Below are 22746 nucleotides of genomic sequence, written 5' to 3' on the forward strand. Positions count from 1 at the left end.
AAGGGGATTCTACGGCGTGCCAGCCTAGAGCCGCCTGCACCGCGACTGCGCGCCCCCGATGGCAACTAATATGGGGCATATGCAGAGCGTCGCGGCAGCCCTCGCACGACTGGGCGACCTGGCTGCCACCCCCACGGTGTCCCGTCTGGCGAACGCATTTGCGGCGGCCGGCCACGAGCTGGCCCTGGTCGGCGGCCCGGTGCGCGATGCGTTCCTGAATCGTCCGCTCCACGACTTGGATTTCACCACGGATGCGACTCCGGATCAGATTCTCGCGCTCGTGAAACCACTCTCCGAAGCGCAGTGGGATATCGGCCGCGCTTACGGAACGATCGGCGCCAGCCTGACCGGCGAGACCGTGGAGATCACCACCTATCGCGCCGACAGCTACGACGGCACGACCCGCAAGCCCGACGTCGTGTTCGGCACGAGCCTTACGCCCGATCTGCTGCGCCGGGACTTCACCGTCAACGCGATGGCCCTGCGCCTGCCCCAGCTCACGCTGGTCGATCCGTCTGGCGGCGTCGACGACCTGCTGGCCCAGCGCCTCCGCACGCCGAGCACTCCGGAGGTGTCCTTCGGAGACGACCCGCTGCGGATGCTGCGCGCAGCCCGGTTCACCGGCCAGCTCGGTTTCACGCTGGATCTGGACACCGCATTGGCCATGGAGAAGATGCGGGACAGCATCCGTATCGTCTCGGCCGAACGCATCGGTGATGAACTGTCGAAACTGTTGGTCTCGAAGGACCCGCGCGCGGGTATCGAGGTACTGATGGAATCGGGCCTGGCCGAGATCGTGCTTCCTGAGATTCCTGGCCTGCGATTGGAGATCGACGAGCACCACCACCACAAAGACGTCTACCAGCACACCCTCACCGTGTTGGAACAGGCCATTGGTTACGAGACATCTCGCGGCAACCTCGAGGCACCCGACCTGATCGTGCGTCTGGCCGCACTGCTGCACGACATCGGCAAGCCGGCCACGCGCAAGCTCGAAGCAGGCGGCGTCGTGAGCTTCTACCACCACGACGTGGTCGGGGCCAAGCTCGCGAAGAAACGACTGCGCGCACTGCGCTTCGACAATGACACCATCAATGCCGTCGCCCGACTGATCGAGCTGCACTTGCGGTTCTTCGGCTACACCGAGGGCGCCTGGACCGACTCGGCGGTGCGTCGGTACGTGCGCGACGCCGGGGACCAACTGGAACGGCTGCACATACTGACCCGCGCCGACGTCACGACGCGCAATCGGCGTAAGGCAGACCGGCTCGGCTTCGCCTACGACGACCTCGAACAGCGCATTGCCGCGCTGAATGAGCAGGAAGAGCTCGGTGCCGTGCGCCCCGACCTCAACGGCGAACAGATCATGGCCGTGCTTGGAGTGAAACCGGGCCGCGAGGTTGGCGAGGCTTACCGTTACCTGCTCGAGCAGCGACTCGACGACGGCCCCCTCGGCGAAGAAGAAGCCACCCACCGGTTGGTGCGGTGGTGGGCGGAGCGTGTCCAGTAAGGGCAGCTTGCGCCGACGCAGTGCGATCACCGGCTTTGCTCTTCTCGCCCCCAGCTTCTTCGGCTTGGTCTGCTTTCTCCTGCTTCCAGTGCTGGTCGTGCTCTGGCTCAGCTTTCAGAGCTGGGACCTGATCGGCCCGATCACCTTCGTTGGCTTCGACAACTACCGATCCGTTCTCAGTGACGGTGTTTTCGGTAACTCCTTGGTCGTCACACTCATCTTCGTGGCACTCGTAGTGCCGATTCAAACCCTGATCGGGCTCGGCGCGGCCACCCTGTTCACCAGGGATTTGCCGGGGTCGGCCTGGTTTCGCACCATCTTTGTGCTGCCGTGGATTTGTGCCCCGCTCGCCCTCGGCGTCGTATGGAAGTGGATTCTCGCGCCCACCGACGGAGCCCTCAATACCCTGTTCGGCCAGCGCGTCGAGTGGCTGAGTGACCCCGTCCTGGGGTTGCCGGCCGTGGCCGCCGTCGTGATCTGGACCAACGTCGGCTACGTCACGCTGTTCTTCATGGCCGGGCTGCTCAACATCCCAGTGCAGATTCTTGAGGCGGCCCGCATCGACGGTGCCGGCGCGGTGACGATGTTCTGGCACATCAAGCTAACGCTGCTGCGTCCGACCATGTTCTTCGTGCTCGTCACCACGGTCATTTCGGCCTTCCAGGTTTTAGACCAGGTGTATGCGCTCACTCAGGGCGGCCCCGCGCGATCAACGGATGTCGTCGCCGCACGCATCTACTACGAAGCTTACGACGCCTTCGATCTCGGCCGTGCCGCTGTACCTGATGATGACCGAGGCCGGGCTGCGCAACTCGTTCTGGAGCCTCGTGCTGCCGTTCGCTTTCGCCTCCCCCTACGCGATCTTTCTGCTGCGCGAATATTTTCGGGGGATTCCCCACGAGCTCATCGATGCCGCCCGGCTCGACGGGGCGAACACTCTCGACGTGTTGGTCGAGATCGTGGTGCCGCTGTCCCGACCGATTATCGCCACCCTGACGCTCATCACGATCGTGAGCCACTGGAACAGCTTCATGTGGCCGCTCGTGGTCACGACCGGCACCGAATGGCGGGTCGTGACGGTCGCCACCGCGAGTCTGCAGAGCCAGTTCAACGGCAACTGGACGGTCGTCATGGCGGCCACCACGCTCGCCCTGGTCCCGCTCCTCGTGTTGTTTCTCATGTTCCAGCGCAGCTTCGTGCGGTCGATCACGATCGCGGGTTCTGCGTAGGCTGGTCCACTGGGATGTAGTTCGAATCGTCAGTAGAGGACATCATGGCCAAGCGTTCAACCATCATTGCCGCCGGCGCTGCCGCCGTGCTGCTCGTTATTGTCGGGGCCGTTGCTGCACTCAATCTCTCCGACTCTGATGCGCCCGGCGAGGCCACCACCGTCACCGTTCGGCTCTGGGACGAACCGGTCGCCGCCGCCTACGATAAGTCCTTCGCGGCCTTCGAGAAGGACAACCCCGACATTCAGGTCGACGTCGAGATCGTGCCGTGGAACGACTACTTCGAGAAGCTGCGCACCGACGTGGCCGGCGACGGCGCGCCCGATGTCTTCTGGGTCGACGGCGGCAGCTACCCCGCCTACGCCGACTCGGGAGCGCTGCTCAATATCACGACCGCCCTGCCAGCGGATGCCCAGGCCGGCTGGTCCGCGGCCGTGACAGCCCAATACACCCGCGACGCCGTGCTCTGGGGTGTACCCCAGCTCGCCGATCCCGGCATCGCGGTGTATTACAACGCCGAACTGCTCGGTGACGCCGGCCTGACTCCCGCTGACGTGTCCGCGCTCACCTGGGATCCCACCGGCGAGGATGACACCCTCATCGCGATACTGCAGAAACTCACCAAGGACTACAACGGCAACACGGCTGACAGTGCCGAGTTCGACGGATCAAACCTTAGCCAGTACGGCTACAACGCGGGCTATGACCTGCAGGCGATGGTGTTGAACTACCTGGCCTCCAATGGTGCCCGGTTGCAGGACGAGTCCAACCGATACGCCTTTGCGTCAGACGCCGGCATCGTTTCGTTCCAGTACCTCGTAGACCTCATGAACAAGTGGCAGGTTGCCCCGTCGGCCGCCGATACGAATACCAACGGCGACTTCAGTCGTGAACAGTTTCTGCAGGGCAAGATGGCTTTATTCCAGAGTGGGGTCTACAACCTCGCCAATGTGAGCGCCGGGGCGAACTTCGATTGGGGTGTGGTGCAACTACCGAGTGGTCCCGCCGGCGCGATCAGCGGTGTTGACGGCATCGCAGCCGCCGGCAACGCCGCGTCTGCGCATCCGGCCGAAACTCAGCGGGTGCTGGAATGGCTCGGAAGCGCAGCGGGATCCGAGTTCATTGGGGCTTCGGGTGCGGCCTCGCCGGCCGTGCTCACCGCGCAGCCGTCATATGCGGCCTATTGGGCCGCCCAAAAGATCGACATCAGCCCGTTCTACGATGTGCTGGCCGCCGGAACGGCGCCGGCGCCGCGTGGAGCCGGCTGGCCGGCTGCCGAGAACGCCATGCGACCCCTGCTCGACCAGGTCTTCCTCGGGCGTACGACGACAGGCAGTGGTGTGCGCGCCGCCCAGGATGCCGCCAACGCCACCCTGACCGAACAGCGCTAAGGCAGGTCGATGCGCGCAGCGACTGGCGAACGGACTCGGCATCCGGTAGTCTAGGCAGGTTGCCTGCGTGCCGGATTCCCGGCCTCCGCGTCCGACACATGCACAACCCTCCTGTTACAGAGAGTCTGTAGCCGTTTTAGTCCGAAGGAGGTGGGTTAGTCATGCATCAGTACGAACTTATGGTTATCCTCGATCCCGAGATCGATGAGCGCACCGTAGCTCCCAGCCTTGACAAGTTCCTCAACGTTGTTCGCAACGATGGTGGCACCATTGACAAGGTTGATGTCTGGGGTCGTCGTCGTCTCGCATACGAGATCAACAAGAAGACCGAAGGCATCTATGCCGTCGTTGACTTCACCGCGAACGCTTCAGCAACGGTCGAGCTCGACCGTCAGCTGAGCCTGTCCGAGGCCGTCATGCGTACCAAGGTGCTCCGCGCCGAAGAGGGCATCGCCCAGGTCGTCGTCGCCACCAAGCTGGCCGCAGAGAAGGCCGCCCGCAAGGCTGCCAACCCAAAGGTCATCGCTGCCAAGGCTGACGCTGCTGCCGCAGCCGCCGCCGCTCCGGCCGCGAAGGTTGCCGCTGCTGCGAAGCCCGTCGTTGCTGCGACCGAGCCAGTCGAGGCTCCGGCTGCTGCTGCTCCGGTCGCTGCCAAGGCTGAGGCTTCCGCTCCGGTTGCTGCCGCTTCCACCGCGGTTCCGGCCGCGAAGGTTGCTGCTGCCGCAAAGCCTGCTGCTGCCAAGGCCACTCCGGCTCCGGCCCCCGCTGCCGACAAGGCGAGCGACAAGTAGCCCATGGCTGGCGAGACCGTAATCACCGTGGTGGGCAACCTCACCAGCGATCCGGAACTGCGTTACACGCAGAACGGGCTGGCGGTTGCCAACTTCACCATCGCTTCCACTCCGCGCACGTTCGATCGCGCGGCTAACGAGTGGAAAGATGGCGACGCGCTGTTCCTGCGAGCGAGCGTTTGGCGTGAATTCGCCGAACACGTGGCGGGTTCATTGACCAAGGGGTCGCGTGTCATCGCTTCCGGGCGTCTCAAGCAGCGTTCGTATGAGACGAAGGAAGGTGAAAAGCGCACGAGCATGGAGCTCGAGATCGACGAAATTGGTCCTTCCCTGCGCTACGCCACCGCTTCACTCACTCGCGCGCAGTCGTCCGGCCCTCGTAGCGGCACTCCCGCTGCCGGTGGCCAGGGCAACGATGAGCCGTGGGCACCCAGCGCCCCCGCCAAGACTGCTGCACCAGCAGCATCCGGCGGAGATGTCTGGAACAGCCCTGGCAACTTCAGCGACGAGACACCCTTCTAAGCCACGCCTGGCGCGTAGCTAACACCTTTTTAAGAAAGTAAGGAAATCATGGCTGGAAAGTCGAGCGGCGACCGCCGCAAGCCGCTTCGCGGAGCTAAGGGTGGCAAGAACGCCGCTCCCGCGAAGTCGATTCGGGTTGGTGTCATTGATTACAAAGATGTCCCCACCCTGCGCAAGTTCATCTCCGAGCGTGGAAAGATCCGCGCCCGTCGCATCACAGGCGTTTCCGTTCAGGAACAGCGCCTCATCGCCCGTGCCGTCAAGAACGCCCGCGAAATGGCTTTGCTGCCCTACGCAGGCTCAGGCCGGTAAGGAAACCAAATGTCGAAATTGATTCTGACGCATGAGGTCTCCGGCCTCGGTGCACCCGGCGACGTCGTAGACGTCAAGAACGGGTTTGCTCGTAACTATCTCGTTCCCAAGGGCTTCGCTGTTGCGTGGACCCGCGGTGGCGAGAAGCAGATCGAGCAGATCAAGGCAGCCCGCGCAGCGCGCGAGCACGCCACCTTCGAAGAGGCTGAGGCACTCAAGGTCAAGCTTGAGAACACCAAGGTCACCCTGGTCGTCAAGGCCGGCGCTGGCGGACGCCTGTTCGGTTCGGTCAAGACCACGGATGTGGCTAACGCCGTCGCAGCCGCCGGTCTCGGCACGGTCGACAAGCGCAAGATTGAGCTCACCGCGATCAAGCTGACCGGTGAGCACACGGCAACGGTTCGTCTTCGCGACGAGCTCAGCGCCACGATCACCCTTGTGGTCGTCGCTGCCAAGTAGCATCGCACCTCGGTAGGCCCGATTCTCAGGCCGGTCGTTTTTTCTGCCCCATAGCGGGGGGTTCCGAAAGGAACCCTCCGCTATGGGGCATTAAGGGCCCCTTTGGGGGCATTGACTTGCTGCATTTGTGCACAGGTGAGCATTCGTATCGGTAAGTTTCAAGGTTTGATTGAAACTACTTTATTCACACCCGTGTGGAAAACGAAAATCCCTGGTCAAAGCGGTTTTATTTATACAAAATTAATGTTTGTCCACAGGTGAGTGCACAGGTTCTGCACAATCTTCACGGCGTTTCGTGCAGATTCTCCACAGAGTTATCCACAGGGGGGTTTGTGACCGGTGCTGCTGGCTCCCTAGGGTGTTCCAGTACCGGCATCTCGCTCAAGCTGGTGCGTCACGTCCCGTGTCGGTGGGTCCTGGTACATCTAGAAGCGCGAAAGAGAAAGAGGTGCCGAGTGTCGATAGCTCATCTGGGCCTGGCCAACCAGCCGGCGTCAAACGAGTACGGCTCGGCGGCCCGCGGTGGAATCGACCGAGGTGAGCGACCCGCTGAAGCCTGGAAGTCGGAGCGCGCGCTGCCCCACGATCTCCTGGCCGAGCAGAGCGCCCTCGGTGGAATGATGCTCAGCAAAGACGCCGTCGCCGACGTCGTCGAAACCGTGCGTGGCGGAGATTTCTATATCCCCAAGCACGAGATCATCTTTGATGCGATTCTCTCGCTCTACGCCCAGGGTGAACCAACCGACGTCATCACGGTCACCGACGAGCTCACGAAGGTCGGTGAACTTTCCCGGGCCGGCGGTGCCGACTACCTGCACACCCTGACGAGCCTGGTGCCCACTGCAGCCAACGCGGGCTTCTACTCGACCATCGTGGCCGAACGCGCGCTGCTGCGCCGCCTGGTCGAGGCGGGTACGCGCATCGCCCAAATGGGCTACGCCGCCGAGGGTGAGGTACTCGACCTCGTGAACACCGCCCAGGCCGAGATCTATTCCGTCACCGGGGGTACCCAGACGGAAGACTACGTTCCCCTCACGGATGCCGTGACGGCGGCCATTGAAGAAATCGAGGCTGCCAAGCTCAAAGACGGGCAGATGAGCGGTGTTCCCACCGGCTTTGCCGACCTGGATGAGCTCACAAACGGCTTTCATGGCGGCCAGCTCATCATCGTGGCGGCTCGTCCGGCGTTGGGTAAGTCCACGCTTGCCCTCGACTTTGCGCGTTCGGCCTCGATCCACCACAACATGCCGAGCATCTTCTTCTCGCTCGAAATGGGCCGCAGTGAAATTGCGATGCGCCTGCTCGCGGCGGAGGCATCCGTTCCCCTGCAGAGCATGCGCAAGGGAACCGTCGAAGCCCGAGACTGGACCACCATCGCCGCCACGCGCGGGCGAATCAACGATGCTCCGCTCTACATCGACGACAGCCCGAACATGACCCTGGTGGAGATCCGCGCCAAGTGCCGCCGACTCAAGCAGCGTGTCGGGCTGAAAATGGTCATCATCGACTACCTGCAGCTCATGACCAGCGGTAAGAAGGTCGAGTCACGCCAGCAGGAGGTCAGTGAGTTCTCGCGGGCGCTCAAGCTGCTCGCCAAGGAGCTGCAGGTTCCGGTCATCGCGCTCTCCCAGCTGAACCGTGGGCCAGAGCAGCGCGCCGACAAGATGCCGGCCATCTCCGACCTTCGTGAATCGGGTTCGCTCGAGCAAGACGCGGACATGGTCATTCTGTTGCACCGTGAGAGTGCCTATGAGAAAGACAACCCTCGTGCCGGTGAGGCCGACCTCATCGTGGCCAAGCACCGTAACGGCCCGACCCGCACCGTCACCGTCGCCTTCCACGGCCACTACTCCCGGTTCGCCGACATGGTGGCCGGCGGGTAGTCCGCACTATTCATGCATGTGGTCGGCACACAGATGCGCCGTCGAGTCGCCGCGTAGACTGAGCCTGACAAATTTTTGCAACGAAAGAGGTTGTGCGTGGCGAACGCCCCGGCACCATCAAACGTCGGACCCGGGTATTGGTCCGTGGCCGTCGGTCGCGCCCTGATCGCCGTGATACCCGCCGCGATCATCACCTTTAACCGGGATCACTCCGCCCAGCTGGGCTTGGTCGTGTTCGGCGCATTCGCCCTCGCGAGTGGCCTCCTGCTTGTTTTGGCCGGCCCGCGCACCCTGACCGTCACCACCGATCGCACCCTGTTCCTCATCCACGGCATCGCAAGCATGATCGCCGGTGCGCTGGCCCTGGGCTTTCACGCGAGTGGCCACGGGTTCTTCCTGTTCGTGGTGAGTGTCTGGGGTGCCGTCACCGGGTTCCTCGAAATCTATGCCGGAATACGCGTGCGTAAACGGGCCGTGCCCGCGAAGGACTGGCTGTTCACCGGCATCGGCACGGCAATTCTCGCCCTGCTGTTGCTGCTGCTGCCGCCCAACCCGGTCGTCTCGGTCGGATTGTTCGGCGCCTACCTGGTCTTTCTCGTTGTTTTCCTGCCCATCGCCGGGCTCTCGCTCAAATGGGACCGGACTCGCGAGCGCCGCAACACACCCGCGAACACTGCACCTACGAACTCCGCACCCAATGATTCGGACTCCCTGTGACCCCTAAGACTCCTGGTACCCCCAACCCGGCGCACCAGCCCAGCAGATCCGATCGGTTGAAACCGGCAGAATTACTCGCCATCTCCGCGGGGATGGCCCTGTTCGTCGGCGTGACGATCCTGGTCACCACACGCGAGCTGATGCTCTCGGCCATCGGGCTCGGTGTGACGTTCATCGTGGCACTCGTGGTGATAGCCATGCTCGTGCTCGGAATGAAGCCGAACGCGTCGGAGCAGAACGACCTCGACGAGCAGAACGGCCACTAGCCTGCCTGAATGAAAATGCACCCTCGACGATACCGACGAAGGTGCATATTCACTCAAGGCAGGTCAGGGCAGGTAGTCGACCAGCGGGTCGGCCAGCCCGACGTAGGTCGCCGGCGTGAGCGCCAGAAGCCGGGTCTTGGCTGCGGCGCCGATGTCGAGGGCGGAGACGAAGGCCGCCAGGTCGGTGCTCATGATGCGCTTGCCGCGGGTCAGTTCCTTGAGCAGCGCGTAGGGATCCGCGATCGACGAGCGCCCGGCCGAGACCTCCGCGCGAATCACGGTCTGAATCGCCTCACCCAGGATTTCCCAGTTTGAGTCGAGGTCGCTCGCGAGGAGGGCACGGTCAATGTCGATCTCGCCGAGGCCGCGCAGAATGTTGTCGAGGGCGAGCAGCGAATGCCCGAAACCAACACCGATATTGCGCTGGGTTGTGGAGTCGGTGAGGTCGCGCTGCAGTCGACTGGTCACCAGGGTGGCAGAGAGCGAGTCGAGGATGGCGCAGGACAGTTCGAGGTTCGCTTCGGCGTTCTCGAAGCGAATCGGGTTGATCTTGTGCGGCATCGTGGAGGAGCCGGTGGCGCCGACCTGCGGAATCTGGCGGAAGTAACCGATGGAGATGTAGGTCCAGATGTCGGTGGCCAGGTTGTGCAGAATACGATTCACGTGCGCGGCGCGTGAGTACAGCTCCGCCTGCCAGTCATGCGATTCGATCTGCGTGGTGAGTGGGTTCCAGCCGAGGCCGAGGCCCTCCACGAACTCGCGCGAGACTGCGGGCCAGTCAACGGAAGGCTCGGCGGCCACGTGGGCGGCGAAAGTGCCGGTGGCGCCACTGAACTTGCCCAGGTAGTCGCCGGCTTCGATCTGGGCCACGACGCGCTCGAGGCGGTAGACGAAGACGGCGAGCTCTTTTCCCATGGTGGTCGGCGTCGCGGGCTGCCCGTGGGTGCGCGCCAGCATCGCATCCGCTCGAAATTCAAGGGCATTGGTGCGCAGCGCTTCGATGACCAAACGCAGCTTGGGCAGCCACACGATCTGCACGGCGTCACGCACGGTGAGGGCGTAGGAGAGGTTGTTGATGTCTTCGCTGGTCGCGGCGAAGTGGGTGAGTTCGCTGATGTGGTCGAGGCCGAGCATGCCCAGCCGCCGACGCACGAGGTATTCGACGGCCTTTACGTCGTGCCGGGTGGTGGCCTCGAGCTCGGCCAGTTCGTCGATCTCGGTCTGGCCGAAGTCGGTCACGAGGCTGCGCAGCGCGAGCTTCTGCTCGGAAGTGAGGGGCGCGGAGCCGAACAGGCTGCGATCGGTGAGGGTGATCAGCCACTCCACCTCCACGCGAACCCGGGCACGGTTGAGGCCGGCCTCGGACAGGAATTCGCCCAGATCGGAAACGGCGGCTCGGTAGCGGCCATCTAGCGGACTCAGAACCTGTACTGGTAGGTGACTCATCGGACTCCCTGTCGAATTGCGGGTGCAAGTTGTTTCACAAGTGCGTGGCTTGCCCTCTCAATCATGCCCAATACAGCGTCAAACAATGCATCGTCGGAATAGTAGGGGTCGGGAACGTCGAGCAGGGGGGCTTGCTCGGCGTCAAAGCTCAGCAGCAGGCGCACCTTGGCGCGATCGCGATCCTCGAGTGCCCAGTTGCGCAGAATGCGTTCCTGGCTGCGGTCGAGCACGACGACGAGGTCGTGCTCGGCGAACCAGAGCGGATCGAACTGGCGAGCCCGATGGTGACTGCCGTCGTAGCCGCGCTTGGCCAGTGCCGTGATCGTGCGGCCGTCGGCTTGCTCCCCCACATGCCAGTCACCGGTGCCGGCTGAGCTGGTTGCGATGAGACGCCCGAGTCCCAGCTTCGTGACGAGGTCACGCAGCACGACTTCGGCCATGGGTGAACGACAGATGTTTCCGGTGCAGACAAAAATGATTCGAAACGGCGTCGACTCATCAGGGGTGAGTGAGTCGAAGGGCATGTCTCCCATTGTGGAGCAGTTTCGTCTTCTCCACACCCCGAATATTCGGCGTCTGCGCACAGATTGCGCGAAGTGCTGTCGGACGAGCCACTAATCCTGCGACGATCAGCCGTGACCCGGAGGTGTCATGGACGATCACTATGGGAATTTCGCACCCAATCAGGCAGATCAACTCGCGGCGCTATGGGCGCAGCGGCAACGCCTCTTGGTGCTCACCTCAGATATCCGGGACGCGAAAGGCCGACTGATTAGTCTGGAGACCAGTGAATTCTGGAGTTCGAGCGCCCAGCGGGCATACAGCCAGCGGGTCGAAGAAATAGTAAACGATGTGCAGGGCATTCTGGATCACCTCAACGACGCCCAGGACCAGATCTGGCACAACATCCGCCAGTTGCAGAACGCGGGAGTGCGGTGAGCGAGCGCCCGGATCGCATTTCGGGGGGTGAACTGACTATTGCCGTTGGCGGGACGACGCTCGTGGCGACCGACGCCGTCCTGGCGCAGGCCGGGATGCTGCGGGATGCTCAGAGTCAGGCCGGTGACTGGCAGACCCGGGTGGAGAGCATTCGACAGCTGGATCCGGGTGGGGGCTGGACCTGGACCCCGGAGGACCCCGGGCTGACCTTGGTCTGGGCCGGGGTTGCGCTCGGTCAGGTGGAACGGCGCAGCGGCGATCTTGCCGCGAGTCTCATCGAGGCCGCCGAAGGATACGGCTGGACAGAACGAGCGGCGATGCGACTGGTCGTGTTCGCAAGCGGCCGGGTGGGCTATGACCTGGGCCGGTTTCGCATTCTGGCGCTTCTCCTCGCGGCCGGACCCGCGGCCCAGGGAGCGCTGGCTTGGCGGGCCTGGAACAGTCATCACGGCTCGCCCAGGATCGACTACCGATTTCTGACGAGTCCTGCAGCCGTTGTGCTCACGAAGCTGATCGTCTCATCCCTCGACGATGTCGCTGCGGGTGCACTCGGTGTGCCGCTTCCCGTCGACCTGTTGCTGGGCGACAGCGGCCTGGGCCTGATCGGGGTCTCAAGTACGGCGGTCGCCGTGCTCGCCGTCGCCCGCAGTCGCGGGCTGTTCCGCGAAGGTTCGGTGGGCGTTGCTGCGGTGGAAGCACCAACACGAGCGACTCCACCCACCGGTGTCGGCGATTTAGCCGCGAGAATTCCGAAAGCGACCGCGGGGCAGCCACAGGTGCTCATCGAGAACTATGGCACGCCCGAACATCCGTCGTATGCCGTCTACGTCGGTGGAACGGTTGACTGGAGCGCCGTTGCCACGACCGAGCCCTGGGACCTCACCGCCAACGTCACGGCGATGGCCGGGCAGAACGCGGGGTCCTTCGAAGCAGTGATGCAGAGTATGCGTGCCGCGGGCATCGACGGTGAAGACCCGGTCGTGATTGTCGGTCATTCACAGGGCGGGCTGGTCGCCACTCAGGTCGCCGCCTCCGGAGTCTTCGCCGTGCGGGCAGTCGCGACCTTCGGCGCGCCAGAATCGCGGGTTCCCGTGCCTTCCGGCGTCGCCACTTTGACCGTGGAGCACACGGACGACGTGACGACCGGGTTAGGCGGGGCGAGCCTGATCGAGTCCGAGGACCGCGTGACCGTTCGGCGCGAGGCCTTCGCGACCGAGGAACCACCACCCGGGGAGGCCTTGCCGGCGCATCACCTCGACACGTACCAGGAGACGGCGCGCATGATCGACGCCTCGCCGGAAGAAAACCTCAGCGGCTTTCGGGGCACCGTGACCCGCGTGCTCGGAAGCGCACCGGGCGAGGCCGTCTTATGGCGGGGCATCCGCCTGCCGGAACGGCCAGTGGCGCAGTAGTGCCGGCCGCTCAGTCGCGGGCGGTGACCGGGCGCAGAATGAGGCCGAGCAACCAGGAGATGATGCCGAGTACCAGAGCGCCGAGCACACCCCACCAAAAGCCGTCAATGACCAGACCGAAGCCCAGAAACCCGGAGATCCAGCCCACGAGCAAGAGCAACAGGCCGTTGACGATCAGGGAGAACAGGCCGAGCGTCAGAATGTACAGCGGAAAGGCGACGACGCGCAGCACCCCGCCGACAACCGTGTTGACGAACCCGAAGATGAGCGCGATGAGCAGATAGGTGAGCACGCTGGCACCCGCGTCGGGCGCGTAGGGCGCGACGTGCACCCCCGTCACGAGCAGGGCGGTGAACCACAGGGCTACCGCATTGACGATCAGTTGGATCAGGAATCTGGCCATGCCCCTACTATCTCACCGGTATGCGGCAGGCGAAAGTCACGCGAACATTCATTCACTATTGCGAATATATCCGGGCGTAGACTCACCGAGTGAGCCTCTCAGACCGACCCATCGTGCGCCTGCGCCCGGAGATCATCGCCCTCCCGGCCTATAAGCAGGGCAAACCGGCTGACGCCAGCGCCTTCAAGCTCTCCAGCAATGAAAACCCGTTCGACCCGCTGCCCGGGGTCATCGCGGCGGTCACGGCCGAAACGGCGTACAACCGCTACCCGGATGCCTCGGCGCTCGCCCTGCGTGAACGCCTGGCTGCCAAGTACAGCGTCGACGTTGATGAGGTGCACGTCGGCGCCGGCTCCGTAGCGCTACTGGCACAACTCATCCTCGCCGCAGCCGGCCCCGACGATGAAGTGCTCTACTCCTGGCGGTCGTTCGAGGCGTACCCCTCACTCGTCACGGTCGCCGGGGCCACGAGCGTGCGCGTTGCCAACCGCACCGATCACGGCCACGACCTGCCCGAAATGGCCGCAGCCATCAGCGACCGCACCCGCGTCGTCATCGTCTGCTCGCCGAACAACCCAACCGGTACCATCGTCACGAAGGACGAATTCGAAGCCTTCATGGCCGTCGTGCCCACCGATCTGCTGGTCATTCTCGATGAGGCATATATCGAGTTCGTCACCCAAGCGGATGCCGTGAACGGGCCGCTCCTGCTGGCCCGCTACCCCAACCTGGTCGTACTGCGCACCTTTTCGAAAGCCTACGGACTCGCTGGCCTGCGGGTCGGCTACGCGCTCGGCCCGGTCGACATACTGAATGCCGCCCGATCGACCGCGATTCCCCTCTCGGTGACCGCGCAGGCCGCCACTGCCGCGATCGCCTCCCTCGAAGCCGAGACAGAGCTGCTCGCCCGCGTTCGGATCATCGCCGCGCGCCGCGATGCGACCTGGCAGGCGCTCACCCGCCAGGGTTGGAACATGCCTGCGCCCCAGGGTAATTTTCTCTGGCTGCCCACCGGCGCTGAAACAACCAGCGTGGCCGAGGCGCTCGGCGAGACAGGCCTCGTCGTGCGCCCCTTCCCGCCCGAGGGCATCCGGGTCTCGATCGGCGAGGAGGACGCTGTGGCGACACTCCTACTCATGAGCGCGGATCTTGTCGAAGCCCTTCCCGCCGATCACGCGGCTCGGCAGATAGGTTAGTACGGTGTCAGCCACTCGAAACGACTCGACCGCACCCGGTTTTGCGGTAAGCACCGCTGCAATGCCCTCCTCCGCAGCCGTGGCCTACGGCCTCGACGGGGCCGAGACCTGCGTACGCATGATCTCACCGCACGGGGTGTTCGAACCGAACGCCGCCGCCGAGGAGTTTCTGCCCTACCTCGATCGGCTCACCGAGGCCGATCATCGCCGTTTCTACCGCGACATGGTCGTGGTGCGCAGATTCGACACCGAGGCGGCCAACCTGCAGCGCCAGGGCCAGCTCGCCCTCTGGGTGCCGAGCCACGGGCAGGAGGCCGCGCAGGTCGGGTCCGCCTACGCCACCCGGCCGCAGGACCACGTGTTTCCGTCCTATCGGGAGCATGTCGTCGGCATGATCCGCGGCCTCGACGTCGTCGACATACTGCGTATGCTGCGCGGGGTCACCCTCGGCGGCTGGGTGCCGGAAGCGCACGGAAACTTTCACCTCTACACCCTCGTGCTGGCCTCGCAGACGCTGCACTCCACCGGCTACGCCATGGGCATGCAACTGGACGGTTCGACCGCGACCGGCAACCCCGAGACCGACCAGGCCGTCATCGTCTACTACGGTGACGGCGCCTCCTCGCAGGGCGACGCCAATGAGGCCCTCGTCTTCGCGGCGAGCTACCAGACACCGCAGGTGTTCTTTCTGCAGAACAACCAGTGGGCCATCTCGGTGCCCGTCGCACGACAGTCCCGCACACCGCTCTATCTGCGCGCCAGTGGCTTCGGCATGCCCGGCACCCAGATCGACGGCAACGACGTGCTCGCAAGCTTTGCCGTCACGGCCAAGTCGATGGATGACGCCCGCGCCGGCCACGGCCCGTCGTTGATCGAGGCACTGACCTACCGGGTCGGCGCCCACACCACCGCCGACGACCCCACCAAATACCGCGACCCGGACGAACTCGCCTACTGGGTGGCCCGCGACCCGATCGTGCGGTTTCGCAGCTACCTGCAGGGCCGGGGAATCGAGCAGGAATTCCTCGACGCCGTCGACGAGGAAGCGGCCGACTTCGCCGCCGACACCCGCCGTCGAGCCCTGGAGATCACCGGTCCGGAACAGTCGGTGATCTTCGACAACGTCTACGCCGAACCGCATCCGCTCGTGGCAGAGCAAAAGGCCTGGCTCGACCGCTACGAAGCCTCTTTCGACGAGGGTGAGAACTGATGACCGTTGCGACTGACACGAGCGTTACATCCGCTGCGCTGCCGATGACGAAGGCCCTAAACGCCGGGCTGCGCCGCGCGATGCTGGACGACCCGCTAGTGCTGCTGATGGGCGAGGACATTGGCCCGCTCGGCGGAGTCTTTCGGGTCACCGAGGGCCTCATCGCCGAGTTCGGTGACAAGCGGGTGCTCGACACGCCACTCGCCGAATCCGGCATTATCGGCACGGCCATCGGCCTGGCCATGCGCGGATTCCGCCCGGTCTGCGAGATCCAGTTCGACGGATTCGTCTTTCCCGGCTTCGACCAGATCACCAGCCAGCTCGCCCGCATGCGCAACCGCCACGAGGGCGGCCTCGTCATGCCCGTGGTCATTCGCATTCCCTACGGCGGACACATCGGCTCGATCGAGCACCACCAGGAGAGCCCCGAGGCATACTTTGCGCACACGCCCGGCCTGCGCGTGGTGAGCCCGTCCAACCCGCACGACGCCTACTGGATGATGCAGGAAGCCATCAAAAGCGACGACCCGGTGATCTTTTTCGAGCCGAAGAGCCGCTACTGGCCCAAGGGCGAGGTGCGCTTCGGCGAGAGCGGGACACCGCTGCACGCGAGCCGGGTGGTGCGGGCCGGCACCGACGTCACCGTCGTCGGCCACGGCGCCATGGTGAGCGTGCTCTTGCAGGCCGCCGACCTCGCCGCGAGCGAGGGCATCAGTCTCGAGGTCATCGACCTGCGCTCGATCTCGCCGATCGACTATGGGCCGATCCTCGGCTCCGTGCAGAAAACCGGCCGCCTCGTCGTGACCCAGGAAGCCCCCGGGTTCGTGAGCGTCGGCAGCGAGATCGCCGCCACGGTCGCCGAACGCTCGTTCTACACGCTCGAAGCGCCCGTGCTGCGGGTCTCCGGCTTTGACACGCCGTTCCCTCCGGCCGCCGTCGAGACGCACTTCCTGCCCAGCCCCGACCGGGTGCTCGAGGCCGTCGACCGCGTTCTGGCCTACTGATCATTCTCACTCTTACCAGCAGCAGGAAAGGCACAGCATGAGCGTGTCGAAGTTCACCCTCCCCGACGTCGGCGAAGGCCTGACCGAGGCCGAAATCGTCGAGTGGAAGGTCGCGCCCGGCGACACCGTGACGATCAACCAGGTGCTGGTCGAGATCGAAACGGCCAAGTCCCTCGTCGAACTGCCCTCGCCCTTCGTCGGCGTGGTTGGCGAAATTTTGGTCGAGGCCGGCACCACCGTCGACGTGGGCACGTTGATCATCACGATCAACTCCGGCGCCACCGCGAGTGCAGACCAGCCGGCGGCCGCTCCGACAGCGGATGCCGCCGCATCCGCTGTCGCTGACGCCCTAACACTGGACACGAGCAGCAGCATCAGCGACGAGGCCCCCGAGCCCGTGCTCGTCGGCCGCGGTGCTTCCGCCACGATGCCGACCCGTCGGCGCCGGCACCCCGGCGCTGCTGTCGCCCACGAGACCCTAGCCCCGCAGGCCCCGGCGCGCACTCGCGCGCAGCCGCTGGAACCGACCCGGCGCGCTGCATCCGCTGGGCCGGTTATGGCCAAGCCGCCGATTCGCAAGCTCGCTAAGGACCTCGGCGTCGACCTCCTTCTCGTCGAGGCGACCGGGCCAGTGGGCGACGTGACCCGCGAGGACGTACTGCGCGGGGCGACCCAGGCCAGCGTGTTCCGCAACATTGCAACCCCGGAATGGCCAGCCGATCGCGACGAACACATTCCGGTCAAAGGCGTGCGCAAGGCCATCGCGCAGGCGATGGTCAAAAGCGCCTTTACCGCGCCGCACGTGAGTCTGTTCGTTGACGTCGATGCCACCCGCACGATGGAATTCGTCAAGCGACTTAAGGCGTCGACCGACTTCGCCGGCATTCGGGTGTCTCCCCTGTTGATCATGGCCAAGGCCATGATCTGGGCGGTTCGGCGCAACCCCACAGTGAACTCAACGTTCACCGACGAGGAGATCATCGTGCGGCACTACGTGAACCTCGGCATCGCTGCGGCGACCCCGCGCGGGCTGATCGTGCCGAACATCAAGGAAGCGCAGGACATGAGCCTGCTCGAGCTCGCGGCTGCCCTCGAGAGGCTCACCATGACCGCGCGCGACGGCAAGACCAGTCCGGCCGAGATGAGTAACGGCACGATCACCATCACGAATATCGGCGTCTTCGGCATGGATACCGGCACCCCCATCCTCAACGCCCCCGAGGCCGGAATCGTGGCACTCGGTACGATCAAGCAGAAGCCGTGGGTCGTCGACGGTGAGGTGCGGGTGCGGTACGTGACCACGATCGGTGCGAGCTTCGACCATCGCGTCGTCGACGGTGATGTCGCGAGTCGTTTTCTCGCCGACGTCGCGAGCATCATCGAGGAGCCCGCGCTGTTGCTCGAGTAGTTGCCCTGCCTGTTAATGGTTTTGACAATCATTATCAGCAAGGTTAGTCTCGGGGAATGCACAAGAGACTTTTCGCCGTTTCCGCATTTTTCGCGTCAGCCGCCCTAGCCCTCTCGGGGTGCTCCGCCGGAACCACCGCGAGCGCCGACGGCGGGGCTGCCGACCTCAGGATCGTTGCGACGACCACCCAGGTCGCCGACTTCACCCGCAACGTCATCGATGATGCCAGCGGCGTCATCCTGACCCAGCTCATCCAGCCGAACCAGAGCGCTCACAGCTACGATCCGTCCGCGGCCGACCTGACCGCGCTCGGCGCGGCCGACGTGCTCGTGATCAACGGCGTCGGTCTTGAAGAGTGGCTCGACGACGCCATCGCCGCGTCCGGTTTCGACGGCGTCACGATCGATGCTGACGAGGGCATCACGATCTCCGAGGTCGGGGCCGGCGACGAGCACGCCAACGACGAAGCGGACGCCCACACCGACGCCGCTGGGGATGAGCACGCCGCGGCCGACGAGCACGCCCACGAGGGCGGCGACCCACACATCTGGACGAACGTGCAGAACGCTGAGACCATCGTCGCGACGATCACCGACGGCCTCGTGGCGGCCGACGAAGGCAACGCGGCGACCTTCGAATCCAATGCGACGGCCTACACGGCCCAGCTCAGCAGTCTCGACGAGTGGATCCGCACCAACGTCGAGACCGTGCCGGAGAGCGACCGCCTGCTCGTGAGCAACCACGACGCCCTCGGCTACTTCACCGCGGCGTACCACATCGACTATGTCGGCTCGGTGATTCCGAGCTTCGACGACAACGCCGAGCCGAGCGCCGCTGAAATCGACACCCTCGTGGCGGCCATCACGGCGACCGGCGTAACGGCCGTCTTTTCCGAGGCATCCCTCAGCCCGAAAACCGCCGACACGATCGCGACCGAAGCCGGCGTCACCGTCTACTCCGGTGACGACGCTCTGTTCGTAGACTCGCTCGGCCCCGAGGGAAGCGCCGGCGACACCTACATCAAGGCGCAGCTGCACAATGCAACGCTCGTGCTCGAATCGTGGGGCGTCACGCCCTCTGCGCTGCCCGCCGACCTGCAATAGTTAACCCGTGATCGAGAACACTTCTCAAATAACACCAACAGCGAACACTGGCGCCGCTCTCCGAGTGGCGGCGGCGTCGTTTGCGTACGGCGCCGTGCCCGCGCTCACCGGGATCGACTTCGCGTTGCTGCCGGGCCAGGCCGTCGCCCTGATCGGCCCCAACGGTTCCGGCAAGTCCACCCTGCTCAAGGGCATCCTTGGACTCATCACACGCACGGACGGCACCGTCGAGGTGCTCGGGCAGTGGCCGGCACCGGCCGGTTACATCGGTTACGTACCGCAGACCGACCAGCTCGACCCGCACTTTCCGGTCTCGCTGGAGCAGGTCGTCATGATGGGCCGCTACCGCTCGCTGGGCTGGTGGCGCATGCCCACCAGGGCCGATCGCCGCGCGGTCGCCGATGCGCTGGAGACCGTTGGCCTGGGTAACAGCGCCAAGACGCGCTTTGGTGAGCTGTCTGGTGGGCAGCAGCAACGCGGTCTGCTCGCGCGCGCCGTAGCATCCGCCCCGCGTTTGTTGTTGCTGGATGAGCCCTTCAACGGTCTCGACCAGGTCAACCGGGACGCCCTCATTGAAACCGTGAAACGGCTCAAGCAGCAGGGCGTTGCGGTGCTGGTGTCGACGCACGACCTCGATCTTGCCCGTGCCGTGTGTGAGAGCGTTCTGCTGCTCAACGGTGCCCAGGTGGCTTTCGGTCCGCGCGACACGGTGCTGACCCTGGCCAACGTGCAGCAGGCCTTCGGCTCGGTCGGGGTGGAGATGGACGAGCACACCATCGTGGTTCCCGGCCACGGAGGTCACTGAGTGGACGTCGTCACGCCATCGATGAATATCGTCCTGATCACTGCCTTCGACCTGCCGTTCATGGCGCGGGCACTGCTCGTGCTCGTCGTGCTCAGCCTCGTCGCCGGTCTGGTCGGCGTGCTCGTCAACCTGCGCGGGCTCGAGTTCATCAGTGATGGGCTCACCCACGCGGTCTTTCCCGGTGTGGCCATCGGATTCGTCTGGGGTGGCCGCGATGGCCTGTTCGTGGGTGCCATGGTGGCGGCCCTGATCGCCGCCGTCGTGCTCACCGTGATCGTCAAACGCGCGGTCACGTCGGACGCCGCCATCGCCATCGTGTTCACCGCCATGTTCAGCGTGGGAATCATCGTGGTTTCACGGGAAACAAATTACGTCGGCCAGCTCGACGCCCTGCTGTTCGGACGACTGCTCACCGTCAGCCCGGCCGAGGTCAACCAGACCGTCGTCGTCTGCCTGATCGCGTTGATCATCGTAGGGTTCACCCTGAAGGAGCAGGTCTTTCGAGCCTTCGACCTCGAAGGTACCGCTGCTGCCGGTTACCGCCCGCTCGTGCTCGACATTCTGCTCAACGTGGCCATTGCCCTCGTCGTGGTGGCCGCGAGCAGCGCGGTGGGCAACCTGCTCGTGCTTGCAGTGCTGATCGTGCCGGGCGCGGTCGCCCGCCTGGTGACCAATCGCCTGTGGCTGCTCTTTCCGGTCGCCGCCGGCTTCGCGATCCTGGCCGCCTGGGTGGGGCTCGTGCTCGGCTATGACGTCTCCGTGAACGGGGGCGTCGATCTGCCGAGCGGAGCCACCGTCGTGCTCGTGCTCGTTTCCGGTTACGTGGCGGCCCTGATCGTTCGCCTCACGCTGGATAGAATCGCCGGCCCGCGCCGTGCCGCGGAATCGGTGGCGCACTGATGGGCTACTTCGAGCAGGCTGTGCTGGCGGCGCTGCTGATCGGGGCGCTCAGCGGCCTCGTGGGCACCCTCGTGGTGCTGCGCCAGCGCACCTTTTTCGCCCAGGCCCTCACCCACGCGACCTTTCCGGGTGCGGTCGGAGCGGCGATCGTGGGGGTGAGCATCCCGCTCGGCGCCGCCGTGGCGAGCGTGTTCATCGTGGGCATCATGACGATGATCGGGCGGGTCAAACGACAGGGAAACCAGGTGGCTTCGGGCATTCTGCTGACCGCGGGATTCGCACTCGGCGTTCTGTTGCAGGGTCTCAACCCGTCCCTGCCGGTGAAGGTCGACTCCTACCTGGTCGGGTCCATTCTCACGGTGACCGACCGGGATGTGGTGCTCGTCGCCATCGTGCTGTCATTTACCGTGCTGGCCATCATCCTTCTCGGCAAGCAGATCATGTTCTCGACCTTCGATGTCAACGGTTTTCGCGCGGCCGGCTATCGTGAATGGCCGATTGAACTGCTGACCCTGGCACTGATCACGGCCACCGTCGTGACCGCGATGCCCGCGGTTGGAGCCATCCTCGCCATCGCCCTCATCGCTGCCCCCGCCGCCGCCGCCCGGCTCGTCTCGCGCACGACCACCCAGATGTTCGTCATCGCCCCCGTGCTCGGTGCGCTGTCCGGACTGGCCGGCGTGCTGCTCTCCCGCTCACTCGACGTGGCAGCCGGCCCGGCGATCGCACTCACGGCAGCCACATTGTTCTTGCTTGCCCTGCTGCTGCGACGGCTGGTCGGTGCCGGCCGAAGCTCTGGCAGAGGGGATGAGCGCCGGTCGCCGCGAACATCGCTACGGTTGAAGTCATGAAGCGAAACACCTGGCAGCGTGAGGCCGTGCGGGGCGCCCTCGACGCGAACGACGGCTTCGTCAGCGCCCAGGCCCTGCACTCCGCCCTGCACGCGACCGGATCTCCTATTGGCCTCGCCACGGTCTACCGTGCGCTCGCCGATCTCGCGACCAGGGGAGACGCCGACTCGCTGCAGTCACCCGAGGGAGAGAGCCTGTACCGGGCGTGCAGTACCAATGAACACCACCATCACCTGATCTGCCGCAATTGCGGGCTGACGATTGAGATCGAGCCGCATGCCGTCGAACAATGGGCGAACGATGTCGCAGCTGCGAACGGGTTCACGCAGGCCGAGCACGTCGTGGATGTCTTCGGGCTCTGCGCTGCCTGCAGCGCCAGGGCCAGAGCATCCGCTCCGTAAATCCTTCCGCCGGTGAGTTTGCGGGATGCGCTGTGATCCAGTAACGTTGAGCACTGCTACGCCTGTGTGCGTACACTGCGGGCGCTTCTTCCCCGGCCTCGGTCAGTTCTGGGCCGATGCGGGGTTGTGCCCGTCGACAAGGGATCTTGGGAAGGGCATTCGCCCTTCGGTAATGGAGGTAACCATGGCATCTGTATGCCAGGTGACCGGAGCTGTTCCCGGCTTCGGACACAATATTTCGCACTCGCACCGACGCACCAAGCGTCGTTTCGATCCGAACGTTCAGAAGAAGACGTACTACGTGCCGTCGCTTCGTCGTAAGGTCACGCTGACCTTGTCCGCAAAGGGCATCAAGGTTATTGATGCTCGTGGTATCGAGCGCGTCGTCAAGGACGTTCTCGCTCGTGGGGTGAAGATCTAATGGCCAAGGCTCATGACGTACGTCCGATCATCAAGCTTCGTTCCACGGCTGGAACCGGTTACACCTATGTGACCAAGAAGAACCGCCGTAACGACCCCGACCGTCTCGTGCTCAAGAAGTACGACCCAGTCATCCGTAAGCACGTTGACTTCCGTGAGGAGCGCTAA

The 22746-nt window shown here is 64.5% G+C and carries 25 protein-coding genes and 1 pseudogene; 23 read left to right on the forward strand and 3 right to left on the reverse strand.

All coding sequences use genetic code 11. The annotated features are described in order from the left end of the window. Nucleotides 1-79: 79 nt before the first annotated feature. The 10 genes and pseudogenes from E3T47_RS12520 to E3T47_RS12570 all read left to right on the forward strand — a co-directional run bounded on the left by E3T47_RS12520 (nt 80) and on the right by E3T47_RS12570 (nt 9080). Nucleotides 80-1510 carry a CCA tRNA nucleotidyltransferase gene (locus E3T47_RS12520; protein WP_134556378.1) on the forward strand — a complete coding sequence of 477 codons (1431 nt, stop codon included), beginning with the start codon at nt 80-82 and terminating at the stop codon, nt 1508-1510. A gap of 680 nt (nt 1511-2190) precedes the next feature. After that, entirely contained in the window at nt 2191-2739 is a 549-nt protein-coding gene (locus E3T47_RS12530; protein WP_241982243.1) for a carbohydrate ABC transporter permease, read from the forward strand. A 44-nt stretch (nt 2740-2783) separates the two neighbouring features. Then, complete coding sequence (locus E3T47_RS12535) at nt 2784-4130, forward strand: ABC transporter substrate-binding protein (RefSeq protein WP_134556379.1); 1347 nt, start codon at nt 2784-2786, stop codon at nt 4128-4130. Between the two features lie 161 nt (nt 4131-4291). Further along, a pseudogene (gene rpsF / locus E3T47_RS16455) lies at nt 4292-4660 on the forward strand (30S ribosomal protein S6); the annotation flags it as partial. 264 nt (nt 4661-4924) lie between these two features. Next, nucleotides 4925-5443, forward strand: a complete 519-nt coding sequence (locus E3T47_RS12545; protein ID WP_134556381.1) for a single-stranded DNA-binding protein — start codon at nt 4925-4927, stop codon at nt 5441-5443. A 48-nt stretch (nt 5444-5491) separates the two neighbouring features. Continuing rightward, on the forward strand, nt 5492-5755 hold the full coding sequence (gene rpsR / locus E3T47_RS12550; RefSeq protein ID WP_035835236.1) for a 30S ribosomal protein S18: 264 nt from the start codon (nt 5492-5494) through the stop codon (nt 5753-5755). Between the two features lie 9 nt (nt 5756-5764). Beyond that, complete coding sequence (gene rplI, locus E3T47_RS12555) at nt 5765-6214, forward strand: 50S ribosomal protein L9 (RefSeq protein ID WP_092110565.1); 450 nt, start codon at nt 5765-5767, stop codon at nt 6212-6214. A gap of 527 nt (nt 6215-6741) precedes the next feature. Beyond that, a complete protein-coding gene (gene dnaB, locus E3T47_RS12560; protein WP_277871834.1) occupies nt 6742-8097 on the forward strand; it encodes a replicative DNA helicase in 1356 nt (451 codons plus the stop codon). Nucleotides 8098-8193: 96 nt separating this feature from the next. After that, nucleotides 8194-8814 (forward strand): hypothetical protein, encoded by a 621-nt coding sequence (locus E3T47_RS12565; protein ID WP_134556383.1) that lies wholly within the window; start codon nt 8194-8196, stop codon nt 8812-8814. Between the two features lie 56 nt (nt 8815-8870). Further along, complete coding sequence (locus E3T47_RS12570; RefSeq protein WP_241982245.1) at nt 8871-9080, forward strand: hypothetical protein; 210 nt, start codon at nt 8871-8873, stop codon at nt 9078-9080. Between the two features lie 63 nt (nt 9081-9143). Here the strand turns inward: E3T47_RS12570 and purB are convergent, their stop codons facing one another. Beyond that, nucleotides 9144-10526: an adenylosuccinate lyase gene (gene purB / locus E3T47_RS12575; protein ID WP_134556385.1), complete on the reverse strand. Its 1383-nt coding sequence runs from the start codon at nt 10524-10526 to the stop codon at nt 9144-9146. Further along, on the reverse strand, nt 10523-11050 hold the full coding sequence (locus E3T47_RS12580; RefSeq protein WP_134556386.1) for a low molecular weight protein-tyrosine-phosphatase: 528 nt from the start codon (nt 11048-11050) through the stop codon (nt 10523-10525). The genes purB and E3T47_RS12580 overlap by 4 nt, the downstream gene beginning before the upstream one ends. Before the next feature lie 127 nt (nt 11051-11177). Here E3T47_RS12580 and E3T47_RS12585 point away from each other — a divergent pair, with 127 nt between their 5' ends. Together E3T47_RS12585 and E3T47_RS12590 are read left to right on the forward strand one after the other, a co-directional pair. Beyond that, entirely contained in the window at nt 11178-11465 is a 288-nt protein-coding gene (locus E3T47_RS12585; RefSeq protein ID WP_134556387.1) for a hypothetical protein, read from the forward strand. Then, nucleotides 11462-12877: a hypothetical protein gene (locus E3T47_RS12590; protein WP_134556388.1), complete on the forward strand. Its 1416-nt coding sequence runs from the start codon at nt 11462-11464 to the stop codon at nt 12875-12877. The genes E3T47_RS12585 and E3T47_RS12590 overlap by 4 nt, the downstream gene beginning before the upstream one ends. A 10-nt stretch (nt 12878-12887) precedes the next feature. On the opposite strand, the gene E3T47_RS12595 is transcribed toward E3T47_RS12590, so the two are convergent. Further along, nucleotides 12888-13280, reverse strand: a complete 393-nt coding sequence (locus E3T47_RS12595) for a phage holin family protein (RefSeq protein ID WP_134556389.1) — start codon at nt 13278-13280, stop codon at nt 12888-12890. Nucleotides 13281-13369: 89 nt separating this feature from the next. Here E3T47_RS12595 and E3T47_RS12600 point away from each other — a divergent pair, with 89 nt between their 5' ends. The 11 genes from E3T47_RS12600 (at nt 13370) to rpmG (ending at nt 22746) form a co-directional block, all read left to right on the forward strand. Then, on the forward strand, nt 13370-14476 hold the full coding sequence (locus tag E3T47_RS12600) for a histidinol-phosphate transaminase (protein ID WP_241982247.1): 1107 nt from the start codon (nt 13370-13372) through the stop codon (nt 14474-14476). Between the two features lie 118 nt (nt 14477-14594). Beyond that, nucleotides 14595-15686, forward strand: a complete 1092-nt coding sequence (locus tag E3T47_RS12605) for a thiamine pyrophosphate-dependent dehydrogenase E1 component subunit alpha (protein ID WP_422386498.1) — start codon at nt 14595-14597, stop codon at nt 15684-15686. Beyond that, nucleotides 15686-16690, forward strand: a complete 1005-nt coding sequence (locus tag E3T47_RS12610; RefSeq protein ID WP_134556391.1) for an alpha-ketoacid dehydrogenase subunit beta — start codon at nt 15686-15688, stop codon at nt 16688-16690. The genes E3T47_RS12605 and E3T47_RS12610 overlap by 1 nt, the downstream gene beginning before the upstream one ends. 37 nt (nt 16691-16727) lie before the next feature. Then, nucleotides 16728-18098 carry a dihydrolipoamide acetyltransferase family protein gene (locus E3T47_RS12615; RefSeq protein ID WP_134556392.1) on the forward strand — a complete coding sequence of 457 codons (1371 nt, stop codon included), beginning with the start codon at nt 16728-16730 and terminating at the stop codon, nt 18096-18098. Nucleotides 18099-18154: 56 nt separating this feature from the next. Continuing rightward, the gene (locus E3T47_RS12620; protein ID WP_134556393.1) at nt 18155-19201 is read left to right on the forward strand and encodes a metal ABC transporter substrate-binding protein; all 1047 of its coding nucleotides are present in this window, start codon (nt 18155-18157) and stop codon (nt 19199-19201) included. A gap of 7 nt (nt 19202-19208) precedes the next feature. Next, nucleotides 19209-20006, forward strand: coding sequence for a metal ABC transporter ATP-binding protein (locus E3T47_RS12625; RefSeq protein WP_241982249.1), 798 nt, complete (start codon nt 19209-19211; stop codon nt 20004-20006). Then, a complete protein-coding gene (locus E3T47_RS12630; RefSeq protein ID WP_134556394.1) occupies nt 20007-20906 on the forward strand; it encodes a metal ABC transporter permease in 900 nt (299 codons plus the stop codon). It abuts the gene before it with no gap. Further along, nucleotides 20906-21757, forward strand: a complete 852-nt coding sequence (locus E3T47_RS12635; protein WP_134556395.1) for a metal ABC transporter permease — start codon at nt 20906-20908, stop codon at nt 21755-21757. The genes E3T47_RS12630 and E3T47_RS12635 overlap by 1 nt, the downstream gene beginning before the upstream one ends. Next, nucleotides 21754-22158 (forward strand): Fur family transcriptional regulator, encoded by a 405-nt coding sequence (locus E3T47_RS12640; protein ID WP_134556396.1) that lies wholly within the window; start codon nt 21754-21756, stop codon nt 22156-22158. Before E3T47_RS12635 ends, E3T47_RS12640 begins: the two co-directional genes overlap by 4 nt. A 184-nt stretch (nt 22159-22342) precedes the next feature. Further along, complete coding sequence (gene rpmB, locus E3T47_RS12645; protein ID WP_134556397.1) at nt 22343-22579, forward strand: 50S ribosomal protein L28; 237 nt, start codon at nt 22343-22345, stop codon at nt 22577-22579. Then, on the forward strand, nt 22579-22746 hold the full coding sequence (rpmG, locus tag E3T47_RS12650) for a 50S ribosomal protein L33 (protein ID WP_035880539.1): 168 nt from the start codon (nt 22579-22581) through the stop codon (nt 22744-22746). Before rpmB ends, rpmG begins: the two co-directional genes overlap by 1 nt.

The organism is Cryobacterium ruanii (genome assembly GCF_004404055.1).
Classification (GTDB): domain Bacteria; phylum Actinomycetota; class Actinomycetes; order Actinomycetales; family Microbacteriaceae; genus Cryobacterium; species Cryobacterium ruanii.

Coding starts and splice junctions, on each gene's coding strand:
- E3T47_RS12610 (WP_134556391.1), top strand. CDS start 15,686: ATGACCGTTGCGACTGACACGAGCGTTACATCCGCTGCGCTGCCGATG.
- purB (WP_134556385.1), bottom strand. CDS start 10,526: ATGAGTCACCTACCAGTACAGGTTCTGAGTCCGCTAGATGGCCGCTAC.
- E3T47_RS12535 (WP_134556379.1), top strand. CDS start 2,784: ATGGCCAAGCGTTCAACCATCATTGCCGCCGGCGCTGCCGCCGTGCTG.
- E3T47_RS12605 (WP_422386498.1), top strand. CDS start 14,595: ATGATCTCACCGCACGGGGTGTTCGAACCGAACGCCGCCGCCGAGGAG.
- rpmB (WP_134556397.1), top strand. CDS start 22,343: ATGGCATCTGTATGCCAGGTGACCGGAGCTGTTCCCGGCTTCGGACAC.
- E3T47_RS12635 (WP_134556395.1), top strand. CDS start 20,906: ATGGGCTACTTCGAGCAGGCTGTGCTGGCGGCGCTGCTGATCGGGGCG.
- E3T47_RS12595 (WP_134556389.1), bottom strand. CDS start 13,280: ATGGCCAGATTCCTGATCCAACTGATCGTCAATGCGGTAGCCCTGTGG.
- E3T47_RS12620 (WP_134556393.1), top strand. CDS start 18,155: ATGCACAAGAGACTTTTCGCCGTTTCCGCATTTTTCGCGTCAGCCGCC.
- E3T47_RS12520 (WP_134556378.1), top strand. CDS start 80: ATGCAGAGCGTCGCGGCAGCCCTCGCACGACTGGGCGACCTGGCTGCC.
- rpsR (WP_035835236.1), top strand. CDS start 5,492: ATGGCTGGAAAGTCGAGCGGCGACCGCCGCAAGCCGCTTCGCGGAGCT.
- rplI (WP_092110565.1), top strand. CDS start 5,765: ATGTCGAAATTGATTCTGACGCATGAGGTCTCCGGCCTCGGTGCACCC.
- E3T47_RS12640 (WP_134556396.1), top strand. CDS start 21,754: ATGAAGCGAAACACCTGGCAGCGTGAGGCCGTGCGGGGCGCCCTCGAC.
- E3T47_RS12530 (WP_241982243.1), top strand. CDS start 2,191: ATGCGCTCACTCAGGGCGGCCCCGCGCGATCAACGGATGTCGTCGCCG.
- E3T47_RS12580 (WP_134556386.1), bottom strand. CDS start 11,050: ATGCCCTTCGACTCACTCACCCCTGATGAGTCGACGCCGTTTCGAATC.
- E3T47_RS12545 (WP_134556381.1), top strand. CDS start 4,925: ATGGCTGGCGAGACCGTAATCACCGTGGTGGGCAACCTCACCAGCGAT.
- rpmG (WP_035880539.1), top strand. CDS start 22,579: ATGGCCAAGGCTCATGACGTACGTCCGATCATCAAGCTTCGTTCCACG.
- E3T47_RS12615 (WP_134556392.1), top strand. CDS start 16,728: ATGAGCGTGTCGAAGTTCACCCTCCCCGACGTCGGCGAAGGCCTGACC.
- E3T47_RS12585 (WP_134556387.1), top strand. CDS start 11,178: ATGGACGATCACTATGGGAATTTCGCACCCAATCAGGCAGATCAACTC.